Genomic DNA, 21,278 nt, shown 5'->3' on the forward strand with positions numbered 1-21,278 from the left:
TTTTGAGCTAGGACTTGCATCCAAGCTCAAAATAAAAGTTAGATCAAACTTATGTTGATGTTTTTTAATTTACCGTTTACAAGGTTAAATTAACTTTACGGCAGGTATCCAAGGTCCAATAACAAGTGCAACATCCTGTCCGCTTCCAATATTATACTCAGGTTTCGAAGGTACGTTGTTATCGGCATTCCAATTCTGGCTCACGTTTGGACTCTCATCAAGGCTAAAACCATAGGCCATTCCAAATGTTTTTCCTTTATTCAAACCAAAAATAGTTTCCGGCTTCCCGTTTTTAGGAGTCACCGTTCCGTGGTGCATAAATTTAGCATAGGCATCATATTTACTGTCTACACTGTTATAGGCATTTTTATGTGTTGTGTACCAGTTAGAGATTTTTATCCAGGCATCAGAACTGTAATTGTCCGCAATCGTTTTTCCTTTTGGAACAACACCATCTAGAAGCACACCACGAGATAAAGCTTCAAATAAAGCCGCTTCAATTTGACCAAAAGTACCGTATTCCTCTGCAGTCTCGTTTGCACTTTTTGCACGCACCGCTTGAATGAATCCTTGATTTTTAGCGAAATCAGATTTTGGAATACTATAGGTAATTTGATCTGCTACTTTTGCCGAAGCTGGACCAGTAAGTGTAAATTTTGTACCGTCTGAAGTTCCCGAATATGTGCCCACATTTGCAGCATTCAAATAAAAGTTGAGTTGGTTGCCTTTCGTAAAACACGCATCAACCGTGTCTGTCCAAAAACCTTTTAAACCAGTAGCTGATGGATATATTGCTAACCAATCTTTTGGCGCTACAATAGCAGAAAACTGACCTTTAATAACGTCTGGATAATCATCCGTAGTTGGGTTGGTGTATAATAATTGTGCAAACCCATTACTTCCTAAGGGATCACTTGCCATAAAAGACTGAAATGAAGCGCCAATCTCAGCTCTAGTAAACGCCGTAACCGTTCCGTAAGTAAGTGCGTCATTTTTTACTGTGAACGATAGGTTTATGCCTAAGGAGTCCACAGCAGAGGTATCGTATTGTGCGTTTGGTCCAAATTCAAAAATATCATAAGGTCCAGAAGGTGCCACACCAGGAATACCAGGAAATGGATAAGCTGTATATCCTGTTATAGGAGAAAGCGCTGTTGGTGCTTTCGAACCCACTGCAGTAACCGTAAATACTAAGCGGTTGTTACCGTAGTTTGTTACATCAGGTACATGAACCACCATACCATTATCAATCTTCATAAATGCTGCAGTTTCACTGGAAGACAGTAAAAATGAACCGTCAGATTGCAAAGCCATGTAAGTAGGTACTTGTTCTTGTTTTTTAGTTTTCGGGAGGGTTACCGTTTTCATTTGTTGAATAAATCCTGCCACCCAAACGGTATAATTTTTAGGGTCTAGATTCGAACTATTGGTTACAGTAATTTTGTTAAGTGTACTCATTTTTTTGTAATTTTAAGAGATTAATAACTAGTGATTATTTGTTAGCAAGCATCGCTAGTCTTTATTTAAGACTGGGCACTATTGCTTAGAATGTTTAGCTGATAAAAATGCGTTTCAATACTTAAACAAGCGCAGCACAACCAAACGAAGTTACTTGTTTTTATTGCACTAAATATGCGTATAACTACCTGTTTTTATTAGTGAAATCACTATAAAACTGTTTTACTATTTTTTTAAATACTTTGGAGTTTTGCCTTGGAATACGATGATGGTTAGCATTTACTTGAGCTTTTAATATCGGAACCCTATGCTATGTTCTCGGTTTATTATAGATCTTGTTTCGCCGCGAGTAACTATAGTCACATCTTGTTTTTCGGCCGCAGAGTACCTTCGGGAATCTGTTCGATGAGTATAGTCTCCAAAAGTAACTAAGAATACAATATTGATAACCCTAAAAAAGACTACTGCTATTAGCACTATTTTTAATAGCATTTTCAAATTTCGAAGTTGTGGTCAAATGTATTTCACTGTTTTTTCTGCTTTTTATGGTGTTCTTCCATTCTATTAATTAAATATAAGAAGCTTTAAAACTCTTTTTTATTGCTTTGCTATAAATAAAAAAACCACCATATTTTATGGTGGTTTTAAGTTTTGGTAAAGTATTCGTGTGGCCTAGACCGTTAAAGTAAGCACCTTAAATACTACAGAAACTAAGTAACGCTAGCCTTTTATAATGTAGTTAATCTATGCTTTTTTTTACTTCGGCAAGCAATGCTGCCATTTCTGCTTCGGTTTCTTCTTTTGTTGCAGGAACCGATACTTCTGGAGCTTTAATATCTGTCAATTCAGCTGCAGCTGCAGATTCATCAACATCTGGATTGGCTACTAATTCTGCTTTAATAGCCGAAATTTGTGCAGCGCTCGATGGTGCCGCTTCCGCAACATCTGGCATGTTATCTAGTTCTTTTTTTGCATCCTCATGAAATTCTGAAGGAAGGTTTTTTAGAATTTCATCTAGGTTTTCTTTTAGGCTGTCTTTTACTTTGTTCATGATTATAGTTTTAAGAGAGGTCATCTCAGTTGTTTTAATGTTTTAAGATAATTATTATTGTTGTAAAAATCAAACTCTGCCCTAAAATCAGGTGTTTATACCTGCTATTTTATGTGGTAATTGATAATCGTCTATGCACCATAAAATGCAACAGCAGGTGTGGTAGTATTTCAATGCCGAAACGCGTCTAGCATATGTAAACGAAGTTACTTGTTTTTGTTAAAATGTGTATAGGTAGAAATACGTGTTTTTATGGAGTAGGGAAGAGGTTGGGTGTTTTGGGAATTTGGAGGTTTTTTGGTTTTGGGAAGATTCGTTTAACGTGTTTCTTTAGTTTGTAATAAATATCTTTAGATAGAAAAAGAGGAGAACTATAACGTGTTTTAGAATCACGCTCCCTTACACGTACGAGTCCTCTCTTTCTATATAGTTGCGTGGTTTAAGTACTAAAGTTAGCAAATAAATCACAGATAGAAAGTCCGCGAGGGCTTTCGTAAATAGACTAAAACTAGCAATTAATTTTATACGGTGTTGGGCTTAGTTTTTATTGAAGAAGTGATCATATATAGTTTTCAATTCATCAACTTCCTTTTTGTTTATTCCTTTATTTTTAGATCCTTCGTGTGCCAATTGGTTTCTGTATGAATTAAAATATGAAATCCATTTTAGAACATCTGCTTTATTTTTTCCAATACCAATGTTAATGGCAAATGTTTTTTCAAAAGTGACAAAATTCTCTGTTATTGGATCAGGTTTTTTTGACCAATAATCTGAAATCATTTTTTTGTAATCATTTATATTGAACATTTCAGTCCATTCGACTCTTTTGTTTATTCCGTCTTTGTAATTTTTTTTATTTTCTGCATTTGCCCTTAATTGACAAGCGGATTGAATTGTTTCAATTTCTAATTCCCAATTATCTTGAAATAATATTTGAAGATTTTCAAGAATTTTACTTTTCATAAGTCTTTCAACTTCTTTGATATATTTTCTTCCATTACTTTGGTAAACTTCATTTTGACGCTCTTTCCAGTCAATTAATTCTATCGGATTATAATTTGGGTGAGCCGAATTTACAAATGTTTGAAAGTACCTTAACCATTTCGTGTCTGCACCTGCACCTAAGAGAGTAAGTTGTTTGTCTTCTTCTTCATTAGATAATTTACTTAAACTATCTAATAAACTTTTTAAATAAGGTTTAATTTTTTCAAAACGATCAGCAGATTTGGTGGTTTTATCTAAATTACCTTTTTCAGTTTCAAATTTGTTTAAATCACCAATTAAAGAGATATATGCAAATGTTCCTCTGTTTGATATTATAAAGTACTTCTCTCTATTGTATATTTTAGGATATGATTGTTCTACATAATCATAGCAATGAATTATGAAATCAACAATTTTCTTTTTTGCTCGATTCATTTCTTGATTGTGATCTTGATTATTAGTGTTGTATAGGCTACCAATTAAAGAATTGTCATTGTATGTGTTTCCTCTTGCACTTGGTAAAAGACCTGAATTGGCAATTGCAGTTGTGAAAGGTTTAAAAGTTAGGATTGCTTTATCTTCTCCAACTGATATTTTGTTGAATAATGGACTTGATTCTGAATTGCCTAATTTTTTGATGATAGAAGACCTTAATGCTTTCAAACGTGAATCTGCTCTATCAGAATCCCAATATAAATCCTCTTCTAAATCCAATCTCAAACTTGGACTAACTGCCTTTTGATTTTGGTTTATATCCATAAATATTTCAAGTTGTTCAATACTATCAAGACCATTAAATGCAACTACAGGAATTGTGTTGTTCTCTACATATTTAGAATTTGCATAACCATAAACTCTATGTTGACCATCTATTATGTACGCAATTCCATAAGCATTTGGAATTTTCAACATACCTGTTCTTGAATTTGAACTATTACTTTTTGAATGAGGTTCAAATTTTATTTTATTCTTTTTTGTATTAAAGTTTATAATTATTGAGTTAGGAAAATAGCCTCCTTCATCAATAAATTTTGTAATCCCCTTTAAACGACTTGGCACTAATAAACGTTGATAAGTTGGGAATTCAGATTCATTTGCTCTTGTTCTATGTAAGATAAAGCCCATTTTTAATAATAATGATGGCTCAATTGAAAACATAAAATAATCTTTCTGTCCCATTTTTCCATTAACTGCTGGAATTTCAATCTTGTTTAAATTTATAATTTCATTTTTAAAAACTAAACCTAAAAATTGATAAAACGATGCGTTTTTGTAGTTCTTTATAAGATTATTAACGTAATCGTAAGTATTGTTATTATAATAAAAAGAGTTAGTGTTTTCAAGCCTTTTTAGATCTTCACTATCTGCATTTATTCTTAAATTTCTTGTTGCAAAAATGAATTTTATTTTTTTATCTGTTCCGAAAATTTGTTTTAAAGACTTTACAAAACCTTCCATTCTATGTTCTAAAAGATCAAATTCATCTTTAAATGATGGCGCTTTTTTTAATTTTTCACTTGATTTACATTCTACCAATAATATGGTTTCATCATTAACAGCAATAATATCAATTTGTTTTTTATCTTCTTCATTTTTTGAAAATGGTAAAACAAAATTTTCATCAAAGTTTAAAGTCCGATAACCCAAATTGTAGAATTGACACCAAATATCATCTTCAAATTTTTTAGAATGGATTTTTGATTTTCTTATTTTGGTTTTTGTTTTTAAAGGTTTTCCTTCTGTTTCCCAACCTTCTTTTAAGTAATCTTCAACCAATGAATGATCTACACTTAAGTGTTGATACTCGCTTTTTTTTGCTTTGTGTAATTTTCCTAATTTAGATGCATCACTTACAAGTTTCTCTTTTATTTCCTCAACTTGGAACTGTTTTAAAAATGCCATAAATTAAATAATGTTTGTAAATAAATATTCTGAATACTTTCCTCTTTTAGCACCTTTCCCTCCAATAACATTTGCTCTTGATATTTCTAATAATGTATCAGTGTCGTCAAATATTTCTTTGACTTTTTTGTGTGCTGCATTAGTTAAGATGTAAAATGCTTCCTTCCTTTTTATTTCTTGAATCATTTCTGCGAGTTTGTACTGATCTTCAAGTGAAAAAATCTTTTGATTATATTGTACAAAGCCATTTAAATTATGAGTAATCGTATAAGGTGGATCTAAAAAAACTAAATCTCCTTTTTTAACATTGTCAATCGTTTTTGAAAAATCAGAATGAGAGATTTGTGTGTTTTGTAATGCAGAACTTACAGAAATAATATTTTCATAATCAAAGTTGTAGTGCTCTCTGTTACCATATGGAACATTATACTTTCCACTTAAATTAACTCTAAATATTCCGTTGAATGACATTTGATTGAGGTAAATAAATTGAGCAGATCTTTTAAATTGATTTGAATAATTGATTTTTCTTATTTTATAATAATTCTCTTTATCTTTTTTGAATTTTTTAAGATATTTAATTACTTCATTTGGGTTTTCTTTTATTGAAATATAGGTTTCAATTAACCATTCGTTAGAGTCCGAAATAAATGAAGTTTTCGGTGAAAATTTAAAAAAGACAGATCCTCCACCAATAAAAGGCTCGTGATAAGTATTGTACTTATTTATATCTATCATAGTTTCAAGATGTTTTAGTAGCCATCTTTTTCCTCCAGCCCAACGAATTAAAGGTTTTGCTTGTTTTTCTATGATTGTTATTTCTTCTTTCAATTTTTTAATTGTCTTTAACTTTGATAGTGTCAAATTTAAAATAAAATTCCTACTCGGTTATTATGTTAATTTTTTAATTTCCAGTTTCGGTTTTCAAATTAAGCCCAATGCATTGATAAAAAAGCGTTTCAATGTTTTTTATCAGATGTTAAACGAAGTTAGTGCTTTTTTAGCAAAATAGATATCCGTATAACTACCTGTTTTTAGTAATAAAACAAAGGTAGTTTATGTACTAATCTAAACATTACGGTTACCCGTAAACGCAAATTATAAGCATAAAAAAACCACCTATAAAGGTGGTTTTAGTATTTCCGTGAAAGCGAAATTAAATATTCTAAAATTAGGCAACAGTAACCACCAGATCATCTTGTTTTACCATACTGCCTTCTTTTAAACTCACCATTTTTACAGTTCCAGATTTAAAAGCCGTTACAGTGGTTTCCATTTTCATGGCTTCGATAACAAATAAAGGATCGTTTTCTTTAACGTCTTGTCCTTTTTTTACCAATACTTTGTATAAAGAACCTTGTAATGGTGCTCCAATCTGGTTAGCATCTGCAGGATCTATTTTTGTATTTTGCTCGATTTTAATATTTAAAGAAGTGTCTAAAATGTCTACAAAACGGTTTTCGCCATTCACTTTAAAAAAGACCGTTCTCATGCCTTCATCATTAGGAATCCCAACAGAAAGTAATTTGATAATTACCGTTTTTCCAGGCTCTAGTTCTATTAAGGTTTCCTCACGCAATTTCATACCATAGAAGAAATTTTTAGTAGGCACTAAGGCTAAATTACCATAGGTTTTATAATTTTCGTGCGCTTGCTCGAACACCTTTGGATATAAGGTGTACGACAAGAAATCTTCCATTTCTATGTCGCGTGTAAAGCCTTTTTGGAATTTCTTTTTAAAGGCTTTGTATTCCACATCAAAAGCGATAGGTTCTAAATGTGCATTGGGTCTATTAGTATATGGTTTTCTGTTTTTAAGAATAATTTTTTGAAGTTTTTTAGGGAATCCGCCAGACGGTTGCCCTAAATCTCCAACAAAGAAACTAATTACAGAATCTGGAAACGAAATCTCCTCACCACGTTCCATAACATCTTTGGTGCTGAGGTTATTGGTAACCATAAAAATAGCCATATCACCAACCACTTTAGAGCTTGGTGTTACTTTTACTAAGTTCCCAAAGAGTTTATTTACGCTGGCATACATTTTTTTCACCTCGTCAAAGCGATCGCCTAAACCTAAAGCTGTGGCTTGCGGCCGCAAATTAGAATACTGTCCACCAGGAATTTCGTGTTCGAAAACTTCGGCAGTTCCAGCTTTTAAACCAGACTCAAACGGATAATACAGTTCGCGTGTATCTTCCCAGAAATTAGAAAACTCATTTAGTTTTGGCATATCGAAAGCATGTGCTCTGGGTTGGCCTTTCATCATCTCTACAGTCGCATTAAAATTTGGCTGAGACGTTAAACCAGATAAACCACTTAATGCCACATCAACAACATCTACGCCAGCTTCAATAGCTTTTAAATAGGTTGCTGTTTGCAGTGATGAGGTATCATGCGTGTGTAAATGAATGGGTAGGTTTACGGTGTCTTTTAATGCTGCAACTAACTCTGTTGCTGCATACGGTTTTAATAAACCTGCCATATCTTTTATCGCAATCATGTGGGCACCTGCATTTTCTAAATCTTTAGCCAATTGCGTGTAGTATTTTAGCGTGTATTTTGTTTCGTTGACATCTAAAATATCTCCTGTGTAACTTAATGCCGCTTCTGCAATACCGCCAGTTCTATTACGGACATAATTAATGCTGGGTTCCATGGCTTTTACCCAGTTTAGGGAATCGAAAATTCTAAAAATATCGACGCCGTTTTCCCAAGATTTCTCAACAAATTTCTCGATTAAATTATCGGGATAGGCTTTATAACCAACCGCATTAGAACCACGTAGCAACATTTGGAATAAAATGTTTGGTACTGCTTTTCGTAATTCTCTTAAACGCGTCCACGGACTTTCGTGCAGGAAACGCAAGCACACATCGAAAGTTGCGCCTCCCCAAATTTCCATACTAAACGTATTGGGATGGTTTTTAGCAAAACTTTCTGCAACCTTAAGCATATCGAAGGTTCGCATTCTGGTTGCTAATAAAGATTGATGCGCATCGCGCATAGTAGTATCTGTAAAATGAATTTTTTTCTCGTCTTTTAACCACGCACAGAATTTTTCTGGACCTAGTTCTGTAAGCAAATCTTTTGTGCCTTTTGGATGTGGTTCTGCTGCATTAAACTTTGGTACTTTAGGTGTTCTAAAGACTTTGTTTTCTTCAATGTTTTTAACATCGGAATTACCATTGACAATCACTTCGGCTAAAAACTGAACCACTTTAGAGGTTCTGTCTTGAGGGAGTTTGATATTGAATAACGCAGGTGTATTTTGAATAAAATTAACCGTCACCTTTCCTTCTTTAAAAGTGGGATGCTGAATGACATTTTGTAAAAAATGAATGTTTGTTTTTACACCTCGAATTCTAAACTCTTTTAAGGCGCGCACCATTTTTCGGGTGGCGCCATCTAAAGTTCTACCATGAGACGATACTTTTACGAGCATAGAATCGAAAAACGGACTCACCTGATAGCCTTGGTAAATGCTTCCTGCATCTAAACGAATACCCATTCCAGAGGCACTTCTATAGGTGGTTACATTGCCATAATCTGGCGTGAAATTGTTTGAAGGATCTTCGGTTGTTAATCTACATTGTAAGGCAAAACCATAAGTTGCTATGGAGTCTTGGGCGTATATTTTTATTTGCTCGCTGTCTAATCTATAATTTCCAGCAACAAAAATTTGTGTTTTTACAATGTCGATTCCTGTTACCATTTCGGTAACGGTATGTTCGACTTGAATTCTTGGGTTTACTTCTATAAAAAAGATATTATCGTCGCCATCTACTAAAAATTCAACGGTACCAATATTATTATAGCCTACTTCTTTTGCAATGGCAATGGCATATTTGTATAAGCTTTGTTTTACGTTGTCCCTTACATTATGCGAAGGTGCAATTTCTACCACTTTTTGATGACGACGCTGCACAGAGCAATCGCGCTCGTGTAAATGACGAATATTACCATGATTATCTGCTACAATTTGTACTTCAATATGTTTTGGGTTTTCTACATATTTTTCTAAAAACATGGTGTCGTCTCCAAAAGCATTCAAGGCTTCGTTTCTTGCAGAATCAAAATTGACTTCTAAATCTTCATCTTTTCTAATAATACGCATACCACGTCCACCACCACCAGACGCTGCTTTTAGCATTAAAGGATAACCAATGGTTGCTGCTTGAGACAAGGCCACTTTTAGTGAGGTTAGTTTTTTCTTATTGCTTTCTATAATAGGAACGTTACATTTTACGGCTACTTTTTTGGCTGTAATTTTATCGCCTAAAGCATCCATAACTTCAGGTTTTGGCCCTATAAAAATAATACCGTTTGCGGCACATTGTCTTGCAAATTCTGAGTTTTCAGATAAAAAACCATAACCAGGATGAATAGCATCTACATGTTTAGATTTTGCCAAATTTATAATTTCAGCAATGTCTAAATACGGTTTTAAAGGTTGGTTGTCTTCTCCAATTTGGTAAGACTCGTCGGCTTTATTTCTGTGTTGAGAGTAACGGTCTTCGTAAGTGTAAATAGCAACAGTCGTTAAATTTAACTCTGTACAAGCGCGTAAAACACGAATAGCAATTTCTCCTCTATTGGCAACAAGAACCTTTTTAATTTTCATTTTGTAGTCGTGTGTTTAATGGTTTGTGGATGTTGTTTTTTGTCAGAAATGAGTTTCTCACTAACATTTCTGAATGTAAAGCTATAAGGTAATTATTAATTACTGAAAATACTATGCGTGCATAGTATTTTTTCGTTTTATTTTGTGTTAAAATGAAAAACCACCTGTAAAAGGTGGTTTAATAATTTTTTGACTGTGTAAAAAGATTGTGTTACGAGTTTTCGAATTTCTCTATCATTTCCTTGAATAAGCCTAGTAGGAAGGTTAGTTTTCCCGAATCACCCGAAGCGTTAAATACATGGTTTTCAATTTTTACGCCATACCAATCTTGTTTGCTATGTTCATTAAGAATCCATGGTATTTCTATATTTACTAAGGACGTATTGGAGATATCAATTTCTACATCCCAACCTGGATTATCAATGGTAGTAATTTGTATGCCATTGCCATTTTCCCAATCTCCATCACAATTGTTTTTAAACCAATGTTGTATCCAGTCTGTAATTTCCATTTGTATTAATTGTTTTGATACTATTCAATAGCGTTTTATACTTAGTTGCATAAATAAACGTCAAATATTTTGAACGAAATTAGGGTAAATAAACGACACTATCAAGTACTAAAAAACCACCATAAATTGGTGGTGATTTTTTTTAAATTTGGCTTATAATTTATTTATAAAGAGTGTTTAATAGCGTTTGTAAATGGTTATTAATCTTCATTTTTAGTCGCTATTTTTACAATACGACTATAAACTATTTCGGCTGTATTCCAGAGGTAGCCACCATCAAAATTAGTAGTGTTATTAAATTGAATAATAACGGTGTCGCTATCTTTGTGGTATTTAGCAATACTTTGATAGCCCAAAACAAGACCTGTATGTTCGTACTTGTAGATAGAAGAATAGATGTTTTGCTCACCGTCTTTAAATACAGAACCATCGTTTAATGCTCTCAAGAATATGCCAACATCTTCTGCTGTAGCTAACATGCCTTGTGCTTCGGTTTTAAAATTATCATCTGTTCCAACGTAATAGCCACCCATAACATCGTCGATATTTACTTCGCTAAGCGAAAAGAACGTATTATTAAGTTCTAGTGGTATCAAAATTTCTTCTTTAATAAACTGGTGATGACTATAACCTAACTCTTTATCCATGAGCTGAGAAATTAATAAATAATTGGTATTAGAGTATTCGTAATCCTCACCTGGTTCAAAACTGGCTGGCATGTCTATAGCTAATTCAAGTGCGCTTTTATCGAAATTTGGTCTATTATCCCAATACTTAGGATGGTCAATAAAATTAGGAATACCACTTCTATGCTGAACCATCATTCTCAATGTGATTTTATCTGCATATTCAATTTTTCCGACCAGTTCAGGGAAGTAGTCGGCGAGTGTTTTATCTAAAGATAAACGCTTGTCGTTCACTAATTTTGCTATAGAAACAGCGTCGTAAAGCTTGGCTATACTGGCGATTTTGAATAGTGCATTTGGTTTAGCAGGTATTTTATTTTCTCGGTCGTGCCATCCTGAAGCATAAAAACCTGGCGGCTTTCCGGCTTGGTCTACATAAACAATTATGCCATCGAATCCATGACCAATAGCTTCGTCAACTTGTTCTTGAACCGTATCTGGTAATGGTAATATCCAAGCTTTTACCAAAATCCATGGTACGAAGAATAAGGAGCTTATGCTGGCGATAATAAATACAATTCTAAGTATTCGTTTTGTTTGTTTCTTTATCATACTATTTTAGTGCGCTGTGCTTTTTTAATGACTTCTCATTTATCTTGTTCAAAATTCCGGCTTTTCTATAGACCTGAGAACTTTTATATTCTGAAATGTTGAATTTTGATGATAAGCTGTAGAATAACGTGACCTATTTTTTTAATCCGACCCGCTTTGTTCGCTTGGTAAAGGATTAGTTATAAAAACGGTTGTCCATAGGCTTTCTATAGTCCGTTCTTGGATAATCTGACATTCTTATGTTTTCTTTTTCTAATTCTGTCAATGCATTTTTTGCTATCCATTGAGCAGACTTACTTTCGAATTCTAATATTTGGTAAGCGACTTCTATTGCTTTTCTATTGAGATCTATATTACGTTTCCCAATATTTCGTAAGGCCCAATTCACAGCTTTTTTTACATACGGCCTGTCGTCGTTTGCTTCACGCTTTATAATGGTGAAAAATTGTTCGAATAGAGCATTCTCTGAAGTTTTATCTGCCATACAATACGAAGCGATGATAGTAAAACCTGCTCTTTTTTCAAATTCGGCTGTTCTTTTAGTCCATTCCATTATTTTAGCAAGTGCAAATTCGCTTTTAGAAAAAAGGCCCATTGAGAAGCTATCGCAAATCTCCCAATTTTCAAAGGACTTAACCCATTTTTCCATTAAAGCTTCAGTAACATCTTTAGGTTTAAACATTTTGCTGCATAAGAGGCGTGCTTCGTAAATGCCGCTATCGAAAAGTTGTAATGCCAATGCATTGTCCTGCCCAATATCTTTAGCTATCATTTTTAAGTCTTTATGATAAATTCCTAAAGAGTTATTTGATATTATTCCAAATTTTTTTTCTTTAAAAAGGACCTTTTCGGCATCTTTTAAGTCGTAAAGACATGCTATTGTTTCGTTATAAGTCAATTTTTTTCGCTTTAATTTTGATCACTTAATTTTTGAGATGCTTCTATGCGCTGTCGCTAATAAAATGTTTTAATACTGAAATAAATGTAGCACAAGTTGTTTTCAGTACATTAAATATAGCGCGCTGAAGACCTGTTTATAGCCATTTAAATCTGGGCTATTCCTCTAAAATTTCAGAATCAATCTCTTCAATCATTTTTACAGCTTCTGCTCTAGGTGGATACATTTTTGAGACAATTATACCAATAAGCATTGCTACTGCAAACGAAGGCGCAAGTACATCTAGTGCAACAAAATAGGCGCCAACAGTCTCCATTTCTTTGAAAACAAAATTGAATAATATAACAGAAATAAATCCTGAAAGCATTGATGCAATGGCTCCTTTTTCAGAATAACCTTTCCAAAAAAGCGTGAGAATAATTACGGGACAAAAAGTCGCAGCAATGCCAGACCAGCCAAAAATTATAACCCAGAATATCTGCCTATCGGGAGAGACATAATTCATAACCATTGCAATTATTAAAGCAGTAAACGCCATAATGATTGTTGATATTCTAGAAATCTTAGTCAGTTCTTTGTCTTTTAAATGTGGACGAAATATTTTTTGATAAAAGTCACGCGTTATGGCACTTGAGGCCAATATTAAAAGCGAATCGATAGTTGACATAATTGCCGATAACACAATAGCAATAAATATGGCTACCAGTATAGTAGGTAAGAAGCTTTCGGTAATCATACTGAGTACATTTTCGCCATTATTTCCTAAAACCACTTCTGGATCTTGGCCAGCTTTTGTAAAATAAATACGACCAAGAATCCCAATGGTTACTGCAGCAGCATCGGTTAACAAGGTAAAAGCGATGGCTACCCATTTTCCTTTTTTTATTTCTTTTTCACTCTTTATAGACATAAACCGAACATAAACTTGCGGAGAGCCAAGAAAACCGAGTCCAATCATTGAGAATCCTAAAATTGTAAAGAGATTCATCCATTGGTCATCACTTCTTCCCATTATCTGTGTCAGTGTTGGATCGATAGCGTTAAGTCCTGCAGTAACACCATCACCATGATCCATAGAGAACCAAACAACTATTGGTAGTAAAACGAGACCGAAAAACATAAGTAGTCCTTGAAATAAATCGGACCAAACTGCAGCAACGAAGCCGCCAATAAAAATATAAGTAAGCACAATAAAAAAACCAATGAGTGCGCCTAATTTATAGTCAATGCCAAGCATAGATTCAAAAGCAACTCCTGTAACGTCTATTTGTGAAGCCACATAAATAACAATAAAAATGACGAGAACTGCTGCCGCTATAATACGAAGAGTATGCGTTTTAGATTTAAAATGACTTTGAAGATAATCGGGAATGGTAATGGCTCCATATTTATCTGATCTTTTTTTGAAACGTTTGGCCATAAATTGCCATGATATAAAAACGCCAAGAAGCTCGCCAACAACAACCCAATATCCTGAATAGCCTGCCATAGCACCCATTCCTGTGAGCCCGATGAGTAGCCAGCCCGATTCACCAGTAGCTCTGGCCGAAAAGGCAACGGCCCAAAATCCCATGTTTTTTCCTCCAACATAATAATCGCTCATGCCTTTGATTTTTCGGGATGCAAAAATTCCGATAAGAAATAAAATGCCTACGTAAAGGGCTAGAATAACTATTTTGAGTACAAATTCTGAATCGTTCATTGTAAATGATATTTATGATTTGGTATCGTTAGTTGAATAAAAATCTTTAAAGAAAACACTAAATAATGCTTTTATAAGAAGCACTAAAATGCTTAAAAATATTTGATAAATCGCAATTTTTAGCTAATAACTTCGTAAAAACCTTAAAATAAACATAGAAATCACTAAATTTGCACCATCGAAACGATTAAAGAAATCATACGAAAAAAAATAGTTGGTCTTGGGAATTCACCTTGGATCTGTACATTAAATGAACAGAGAAAAGATGGTAGTCACTTTGAATCCTAAAGAAAGCAATCACGCAACATACCAAACATTAGATGAGTTAGTTACTGCGCTTTCCGAAGAGGAGAGGACGACGTATAGCAACATCTTTCATTCCATAAAAATACCTAATAGCACTTTTGAGCCTTGTAGCTCATGGTCTAATTCGCGTTATACCAGAAATTGTCTTGCTGAAAACGAGAAATTTGAATTAATTCTACTGTGCTGGGAAGAAGGTCAGAAAACACCTATTCATGATCATGGAGGCGAAGAATGTTGGGTAAAAGTTATTGAAGGTGAATTACGAGAAACGCATTATAAATATAATGAAGACGGCGAACTTAAAACAGGTAAGACAGCCGTTTCAAAGACCGATGATATTTCTTATATGATTGATTTTATGGGCTTTCATAGCCTAGAAAACATATCAGATGGTAGAGCGATGTCTCTTCATTTATATGCGAAGCCAATACGTAATTGCAAAATTTTTGATGATAAATCAGGACAGTTTGTGCGTAAGGATATGAATTATTGCACGGTTGCGAAATAATAAAGAATTTAAATAATAAAAATTATATGTCTAATATAAGCAGTGATTTAGTACTATTCAATGAACTTGTTGATGTATTGATAAATGAAGAAGAGCAACATCCAGTTGCAGACCGAATAGAAGCGGATAAACTCTACGACGCTATAGATTTGTCTCTTAATGCAACGGCTATGGTTGATGAAGAGCTTAAAACGGTATTAAAAGACGTGCTAGTTTCAACTCCAAAAACGGCAACACGATTATTCTTTAATCAACTTTTTGGTGGAAGACAAGGTAAAGCGGTTTTAGGCGATTTGCTTGCCGTGATGCTTAATAACAGTATGTACACTTACAAGGTTGCTGGACCTCAAGTTGGTATTGAATTGGAGATTATTAGACAATCTTGCGATATGATTGGTTATGGATCTCAAAGTAATGGAACCTTTCCTACGGGAGGCTCAATGAGCAATTATATGGCGCTTGTTATGGGACGTGATGCTAAAGATCCCGATTGTAGATTAAATGGTATGTCTAAACCAATGGTTATTTACACGTCTAAAGAATCGCATTATTCGACTGCAAAGAATGCGAGTTTTGCAGGGATTGGTAAAAATAATATTCGGTTTATTCCAGCAGATTCAAGAGGGCGTATGATGCCTGAGAAACTAGAAGCACAAATTATTGAAGACCTTAGTAATGGATTTGTACCAACTTATGTTAACGCTACGGCGGGAACCACAGTTTTAGGTGCTTTTGATGCCATTGATGAAATTGCTGACATTACTGAAAAATATAAAATTTGGCTTCATGTAGATGGCGCATATTGCGGAAGTGTAATCTTTAGCGATAGCTTTAAGCACCTTGTAAAAGGAATAGAACGCTCAGATTCATTTAGCTATAATGCACACAAAATGTTAGGAACGCCTTTAACTTGTTCTATTATTTTGGTGAAGGATAAAAAACACTTACACAATTCGTTTAGTAATGATGCAGATTATCTGTATCAAACAGATGGTGATGATTTTAATTTAGGAAAAACATCGTTTCAATGCGGCAGAAGAAATGATGCTTTGAAATTTTGGACACTTTGGAAATCTGTTGGAACAAATGGTTTGAAGCAGATTGTAGATCAACAATTTGAATTGGCTAATGTAGCTCTCGATTACATTAGAAGTCATTCGGATTATACATTATACAGTTTCGACGATTCTATATCAATCTGTTTTAATTACAAAAACATCGATCCAACAACGCTTTGTACTGCTTTATATGAGCATCAAATTACGGTTGTAGGATTTGGGTCTTTTAACGATGATACCTTTGTTAGACTGGTAACAATTAATGCTAATAATAAGAAGCAAGATATTTTGAATTTCTTTAAGGTTCTTGAAGAATTTGTTGAGAAGCACCCGGAATTAGTAGGCGCGACGGAAGCGATTCAAGCTTGATTATAAAGGGTAGCTTAAAAGCATAGATTATTACTTATTGATTTAGATTCATAATTGGTTTAGAAATAGTTTTTTAATCTGCATTTGATTTTTGTTTGACAAATATTCGTTTAATACTGAAGTTCGTTTAGTACACGTGTTTTACATTTGAAGTTAAAGAACGTTAGCCTGAAAAATATTAAGAAACAAAAAACCACCTCATAAGGTGGTTTTTTTGTTTTAGCGTACGTTTTAAATGATAATGTAAAGTTGGTTTATTTGTTAATTGTTTCTGGGTAAGATAAATTTATTATCATTTACTCTAGTTTATAAAACAATAGACGACTTTGTGTATTCATTGGTAATAAAAGTAAGTCTTTCTCTTTTATATAAGCGATATCGCCAACACTTTGTCCTACTTGAAGTACCTGCTCGGTATGACCATTATAATCTATTAAATGAATGTTTCCGCTTTTCCAATCTGAGATAATCATGTGGTTTTTATCATAAGGTCTTATGCCATCTAAATTACCAATAATAGTAGATATAGAATCTATATATTTTGTTGCCATATCTATTTTAGACACACGACCACCATTTGGGTTACTTCCCCAAGAAGCTACATACATGGTGTTGTCTTGTACCAATAACCCGTTTGGATTGTCTAAAGCGACATCTGCTAACCATAAGCTAAAATTGCCTTCAGTATCAAGTTTGTATATTTCTGAAGTAGCGGTATCTGATACAAAAACATTTCCGGCATTATCAATAGCCACATCGTTTAAAAATTTAATACTATCAAGGGTGTGTTTTTTAATTATTTTTCCTGTTGCTAAATCTGCTTCTACAAGTTCTGTAAGATCAGTAACGAAAAGTCTATCTTTTGTAATTGCAATTCCTTTAGGATCGTTAAGGGCATTAATAAACTTTATATTAATTAGTTTTCCATCTGTATTTATAGTTGCAATAGAGCCATCTCCAGCTTCACGGTCTCCAATTAATGATGCGTAAATAATATCGTTTTCAGCATCATAAACTGCGGATTCGCAATGTGTTAATTCTAAAGTTTCTGTAATAAAAGTTGCCGTAGGTGTTTTAACAGCTTCGTTTACAGAGGTGTCTTCGTTTAAAGAGACTTCAGTTACTTTGTTGTTTTTGCAGCTTGTTACAAATATTAATACTGTAAATAAAGTGTAGATGATGTGTTTCATTTTGGTTTTTTTATTAAATATTACACGAAGTTAGGTTAAAAAAATGAGAATGTTTTGTAATAAAAAACCACCTCGAAAGGTGGTTTTAGTATTTCCGCGACAGCGAAAAAAGTATATTCATGAGATTGGTTTATCGCATTAAAAGCGACTTGTAATATTCATTACTTTATCATTTCATAACTTCTTTTAACGAAGTCTGAAAGCTCTTTACCTTTTAATAAACCTTGAGATAAACGTGCTAAATCTAAACTTTGGCTAATTAAACGTTCTTGTTTCTTCTTGGTCTTCGTATTTAAAATTTCACCAACCAATTCAGAATTTGTGTTCACGATTAGGTTATACATTTCTGGCATATTACCAAACATTTGCATGCCGCCTCCACCACCAGATGCTTGCATTTCTTTCATACGACGCATGAATTCTGGTTGTGTAATCATAAATGGAGTAGCAGCGCTATCTTGAGCTTCTAATTGTACCATGAACTTATCAGAAGGGATTACTTCTTTCAATAATTCGTCTAATACTTTAGTTTGTGCTTCATCTAATTTAGAAATGGTTGTTTCATCTTTCTTAATTAGTTTATCTATAGAATCTGCATCTACACGAGCGAATGTAATATTCTCTTTAGAGCTTTCTAATTTTTGCATTAAATGTGCAATAATTGGAGAATCTAATAATAACACTTCGTAGCCTTTAGTTTTGGCAGCTTCAATATACGTGTGTTGAGAATCTTGATCGCTAGCATAAAGAATGACCATTTTACCATCTTTGTCAGTCTGGTTTGCTTTAATAGCGCTTTCTAATTCTTCGTAAGTAAAATATTTATTATCTACTGTTGGGTATAAAGCAAAAGCATCTGCTTTTTCGAAGAATTTGTCTTCAGAAAGCATTCCGTATTCAATAACAACTTTAATATCGTTCCATTTGGCTTCAAAATCTTCACGATTAGAATTGAATAACGACTTTAATTTATCGGCAACTTTACGAGAGATGTAAGATGAGATTTTCTTTACAGCACCATCTGCTTGTAAATACGAACGCGATACATTTAAAGGAATATCTGGAGAATCAATTACACCACGTAACATGGTTAAAAATTCTGGCACAATACCTTCTACATTATCGGTTACAAAAACTTGGTTTTGGTATAACTGAATCTTATCCTTTTGCATGCTCATGTCCTGAGTCATTTTTGGGAAATATAAGATTCCTGTTAAGTTAAACGGATAATCTACATTTAAATGAATGTGGAATAAAGGATCTTCAAATTGAGAAGGATATAATTCTTTATAGAAACTGTTGTAGTTTTCATCTTCTAATTCCGAGGGTTGTTTTGTCCAAGCTGGATTAGGATTGTTGATGATATTATCTACAGTTATTTTTTTCTGAGGCTCAGTTGTTTCCTTCCCTTCTGCATCTTTAGTAGTTGCAGGCGTGTGTTCTGGATCGTTTACTTCTTGAGTTCCAAATTTAATTGGAATAGGCATAAACTTATTATACTTAGCTAATAGAGAGCCAATACGCGCTTCTTCTAAAAACTCTGTAGAGTCTTCTGCAATATGAAGAATGATTTCTGTTCCTCTGTCTGTTTTGTCTGAAGCTTCTAAAGTAAATTCTGGAGAACCATCGCAAGTCCAATGTGCTCCAGTGGTATCTTCTTTGTGAGATTTTGTGATGATTTCAACTTTCTCAGCAACCATAAATGCAGAATAGAAACCCAAACCAAAATGACCTATAATTCCAGAATCTTTTGCTGAATCTTTATACTGATCTAAAAACTCTTCAGCACCAGAAAAAGCAATTTGGTTAATGTACTTTTCAACCTCTTCGGCTGTCATACCCAAACCTTGATCGATAATATGAAGTTTTTTGCCTTCTTTATCAATTTTTATTTCGATTACAGGATTTCCGTATTCAGATTTAGAATCTCCAATACTTGCTAAATGCTTTAGTTTTAAAGTTGCATCTGTACCGTTACTTATAAGCTCACGTAAAAATATTTCGTGATCACTGTACAAGAATTTTTTAATTAATGGGAAAATGTTTTCTACTGAAACATTAATATTTCCTTTTGCCATCGTTTTATTGTTTTTAAAAACTGTCATTTCAAGTGCTTTGAGTTAGCGAAAAGTGTATCGTGAAATTCTCGATACTTCGACTAAAGCCTCAACTTCAACTGACGCGCTTTATTATTAATTTCTGTTTTAATTATTAGTCAAAAAACAAACCAATTAAACAAAAGTGACAAAGTGTCAAAACAGACTACTATGCATGCATACTAAATAGAGTTAAATGCTAGATTGTTTATTTTTTAAACACTTAAATTAGCGCTATTGTTAAAGTAATAAATAGCAACAATAAGATTTCCTTGTTTACTGAAATAAGTTTAGCATAAATCAGGGCAATAAAAAATTAATGAGACTTCCGCCTTCTCGGAAGCGAAAATAAAAGATTTTCGATGTACAATTCAAAAATAATAGGACTTGGTAAATACGTGCCAGATAATGTAGTTACAAACGATGATCTGTCGAAAATGATGGATACCAACGATGATTGGATTACAGAACGTACAGGTATTAAAGAACGTCGTTGGGCAGTTAAAGGTTCTGGAGATACTACTGCGACAATGGGAGTAAAAGCTGCCAAGCAAGCTATTGAACGCTCAGGAATAGATAAAGATGATATCGATTTTATAATTTTTGCGACTCTAAGTCCGGATATGTATTTTCCTGGTCCAGGCGTGCAAGTACAACACGCTTTAGATATTAAAACGGTTGGTGCTTTAGATGTAAGAAACCAATGTTCTGGTTTTGTGTATGCTATTTCTGTCGCAGATAATTTTATTAAAACAGGTATGTATAAAAACATCCTTGTTATTGGTAGTGAATTGCATTCTCATGGTTTAGATAAAACTACCCGTGGAAGAGGTGTAACCGTTATTTTTGGAGATGGAGCTGGAGCAGCAATTTTAACGAGAGAAGAAGATAACAGTAAAGGAATCTTATCAACACATTTACATTCGCAAGGTGAACATGCCGAAGAACTTGTTTTAGTAGCACCGGGAATGGGAAAACGTTGGGTTAACGACATTATAGCAGATAACGATCCTAATGACGAAAGTTATTTTCCGCACATGAATGGCACATTTGTATTTAAAAATGCAGTCGTTCGCTTTAGTGAAGTGATTATGGAAGGTTTGGCTAAAAACAATTTAGATAAAGAGTCTATAGATATGTTAATTCCGCATCAAGCGAATTTGCGTATTGCACAATTTATTCAAAAGAAATTTGGCTTAAGTGACGAGCAAGTATTTAATAACATTCAAAAATATGGAAACACAACTGCTGCTTCAATACCAATTGCTTTAACTGAAGCTTGGGAAGAAGGCAAAATAAAAGAAGGCGACAATGTGGTATTGGCTGCTTTTGGTAGTGGCTTTACTTGGGGAAGTGTGATTATGAAGTGGTAAAACTCTATCT

At 33.7% G+C, this 21,278-nt stretch carries 14 protein-coding genes; 3 read left to right on the top strand and 11 right to left on the bottom strand.

Annotated elements, in window-relative coordinates; genetic code table 11:
• Positions 1-84 precede the first annotated feature (84 nt).
• The 9 genes from RH82_RS01040 to RH82_RS01085 all read right to left on the bottom strand — a co-directional run bounded on the left by RH82_RS01040 (position 85) and on the right by RH82_RS01085 (position 14,368).
• Positions 85-1,458 (bottom strand): beta-1,3-glucanase family protein, encoded by a 1,374-nt coding sequence (locus tag RH82_RS01040; protein ID WP_034057350.1) that lies wholly within the window; start codon positions 1,456-1,458, stop codon positions 85-87.
• A gap of 739 nt (positions 1,459-2,197) precedes the next feature.
• Positions 2,198-2,509 carry a hypothetical protein gene (locus RH82_RS01045; protein ID WP_034057351.1) on the bottom strand — a complete coding sequence of 104 codons (312 nt, stop codon included), beginning with the start codon at positions 2,507-2,509 and terminating at the stop codon, positions 2,198-2,200.
• A 537-nt stretch (positions 2,510-3,046) separates the two neighbouring features.
• A complete protein-coding gene (locus RH82_RS01050) occupies positions 3,047-5,395 on the bottom strand; it encodes a DGQHR domain-containing protein (protein ID WP_034057353.1) in 2,349 nt (782 codons plus the stop codon).
• Between the two features lie 3 nt (positions 5,396-5,398).
• The gene (locus RH82_RS01055; protein WP_052158142.1) at positions 5,399-6,226 is read right to left on the bottom strand and encodes a DNA adenine methylase; all 828 of its coding nucleotides are present in this window, start codon (positions 6,224-6,226) and stop codon (positions 5,399-5,401) included.
• 340 nt (positions 6,227-6,566) lie between these two features.
• The gene (locus RH82_RS01065; RefSeq protein ID WP_034057356.1) at positions 6,567-10,019 is read right to left on the bottom strand and encodes a pyruvate carboxylase; all 3,453 of its coding nucleotides are present in this window, start codon (positions 10,017-10,019) and stop codon (positions 6,567-6,569) included.
• Between the two features lie 211 nt (positions 10,020-10,230).
• On the bottom strand, positions 10,231-10,530 hold the full coding sequence (locus RH82_RS01070; RefSeq protein ID WP_034057358.1) for an immunity 53 family protein: 300 nt from the start codon (positions 10,528-10,530) through the stop codon (positions 10,231-10,233).
• 200 nt (positions 10,531-10,730) lie between these two features.
• On the bottom strand, positions 10,731-11,768 hold the full coding sequence (locus tag RH82_RS01075) for a serine hydrolase domain-containing protein (RefSeq protein ID WP_034057360.1): 1,038 nt from the start codon (positions 11,766-11,768) through the stop codon (positions 10,731-10,733).
• Positions 11,769-11,943: 175 nt separating this feature from the next.
• Positions 11,944-12,666, bottom strand: a complete 723-nt coding sequence (locus RH82_RS01080) for a DNA alkylation repair protein (RefSeq protein ID WP_034057362.1) — start codon at positions 12,664-12,666, stop codon at positions 11,944-11,946.
• A gap of 157 nt (positions 12,667-12,823) precedes the next feature.
• A complete protein-coding gene (locus tag RH82_RS01085; RefSeq protein ID WP_034057363.1) occupies positions 12,824-14,368 on the bottom strand; it encodes a sodium/proline symporter in 1,545 nt (514 codons plus the stop codon).
• A 250-nt stretch (positions 14,369-14,618) separates the two neighbouring features.
• Here RH82_RS01085 and RH82_RS01090 point away from each other — a divergent pair, with 250 nt between their 5' ends.
• Both RH82_RS01090 and RH82_RS01095 read left to right on the top strand, forming a co-directional pair.
• Positions 14,619-15,182: a cysteine dioxygenase gene (locus RH82_RS01090; RefSeq protein ID WP_241147982.1), complete on the top strand. Its 564-nt coding sequence runs from the start codon at positions 14,619-14,621 to the stop codon at positions 15,180-15,182.
• A gap of 26 nt (positions 15,183-15,208) precedes the next feature.
• Entirely contained in the window at positions 15,209-16,609 is a 1,401-nt protein-coding gene (locus tag RH82_RS01095; RefSeq protein WP_034057364.1) for a pyridoxal phosphate-dependent decarboxylase family protein, read from the top strand.
• A 296-nt stretch (positions 16,610-16,905) separates the two neighbouring features.
• Here RH82_RS01095 and RH82_RS01100 read toward each other — a convergent pair whose 3' ends face one another.
• Positions 16,906-17,799, bottom strand: coding sequence for an NHL repeat-containing protein (locus RH82_RS01100; protein WP_052158143.1), 894 nt, complete (start codon positions 17,797-17,799; stop codon positions 16,906-16,908).
• Positions 17,800-17,960: 161 nt separating this feature from the next.
• Entirely contained in the window at positions 17,961-19,877 is a 1,917-nt protein-coding gene (gene htpG, locus RH82_RS01105) for a molecular chaperone HtpG (RefSeq protein WP_034057698.1), read from the bottom strand.
• 380 nt (positions 19,878-20,257) lie between these two features.
• Here htpG and RH82_RS01110 point away from each other — a divergent pair, with 380 nt between their 5' ends.
• Positions 20,258-21,268 (top strand): 3-oxoacyl-ACP synthase III family protein, encoded by a 1,011-nt coding sequence (locus RH82_RS01110; RefSeq protein WP_034057365.1) that lies wholly within the window; start codon positions 20,258-20,260, stop codon positions 21,266-21,268.
• Positions 21,269-21,278: the final 10 nt, after the last annotated feature.

The organism is Lacinutrix jangbogonensis, assembly GCF_000797445.1.
In the GTDB taxonomy this organism is placed as follows: Bacteria; Bacteroidota; Bacteroidia; order Flavobacteriales; family Flavobacteriaceae; genus Lacinutrix; species Lacinutrix jangbogonensis.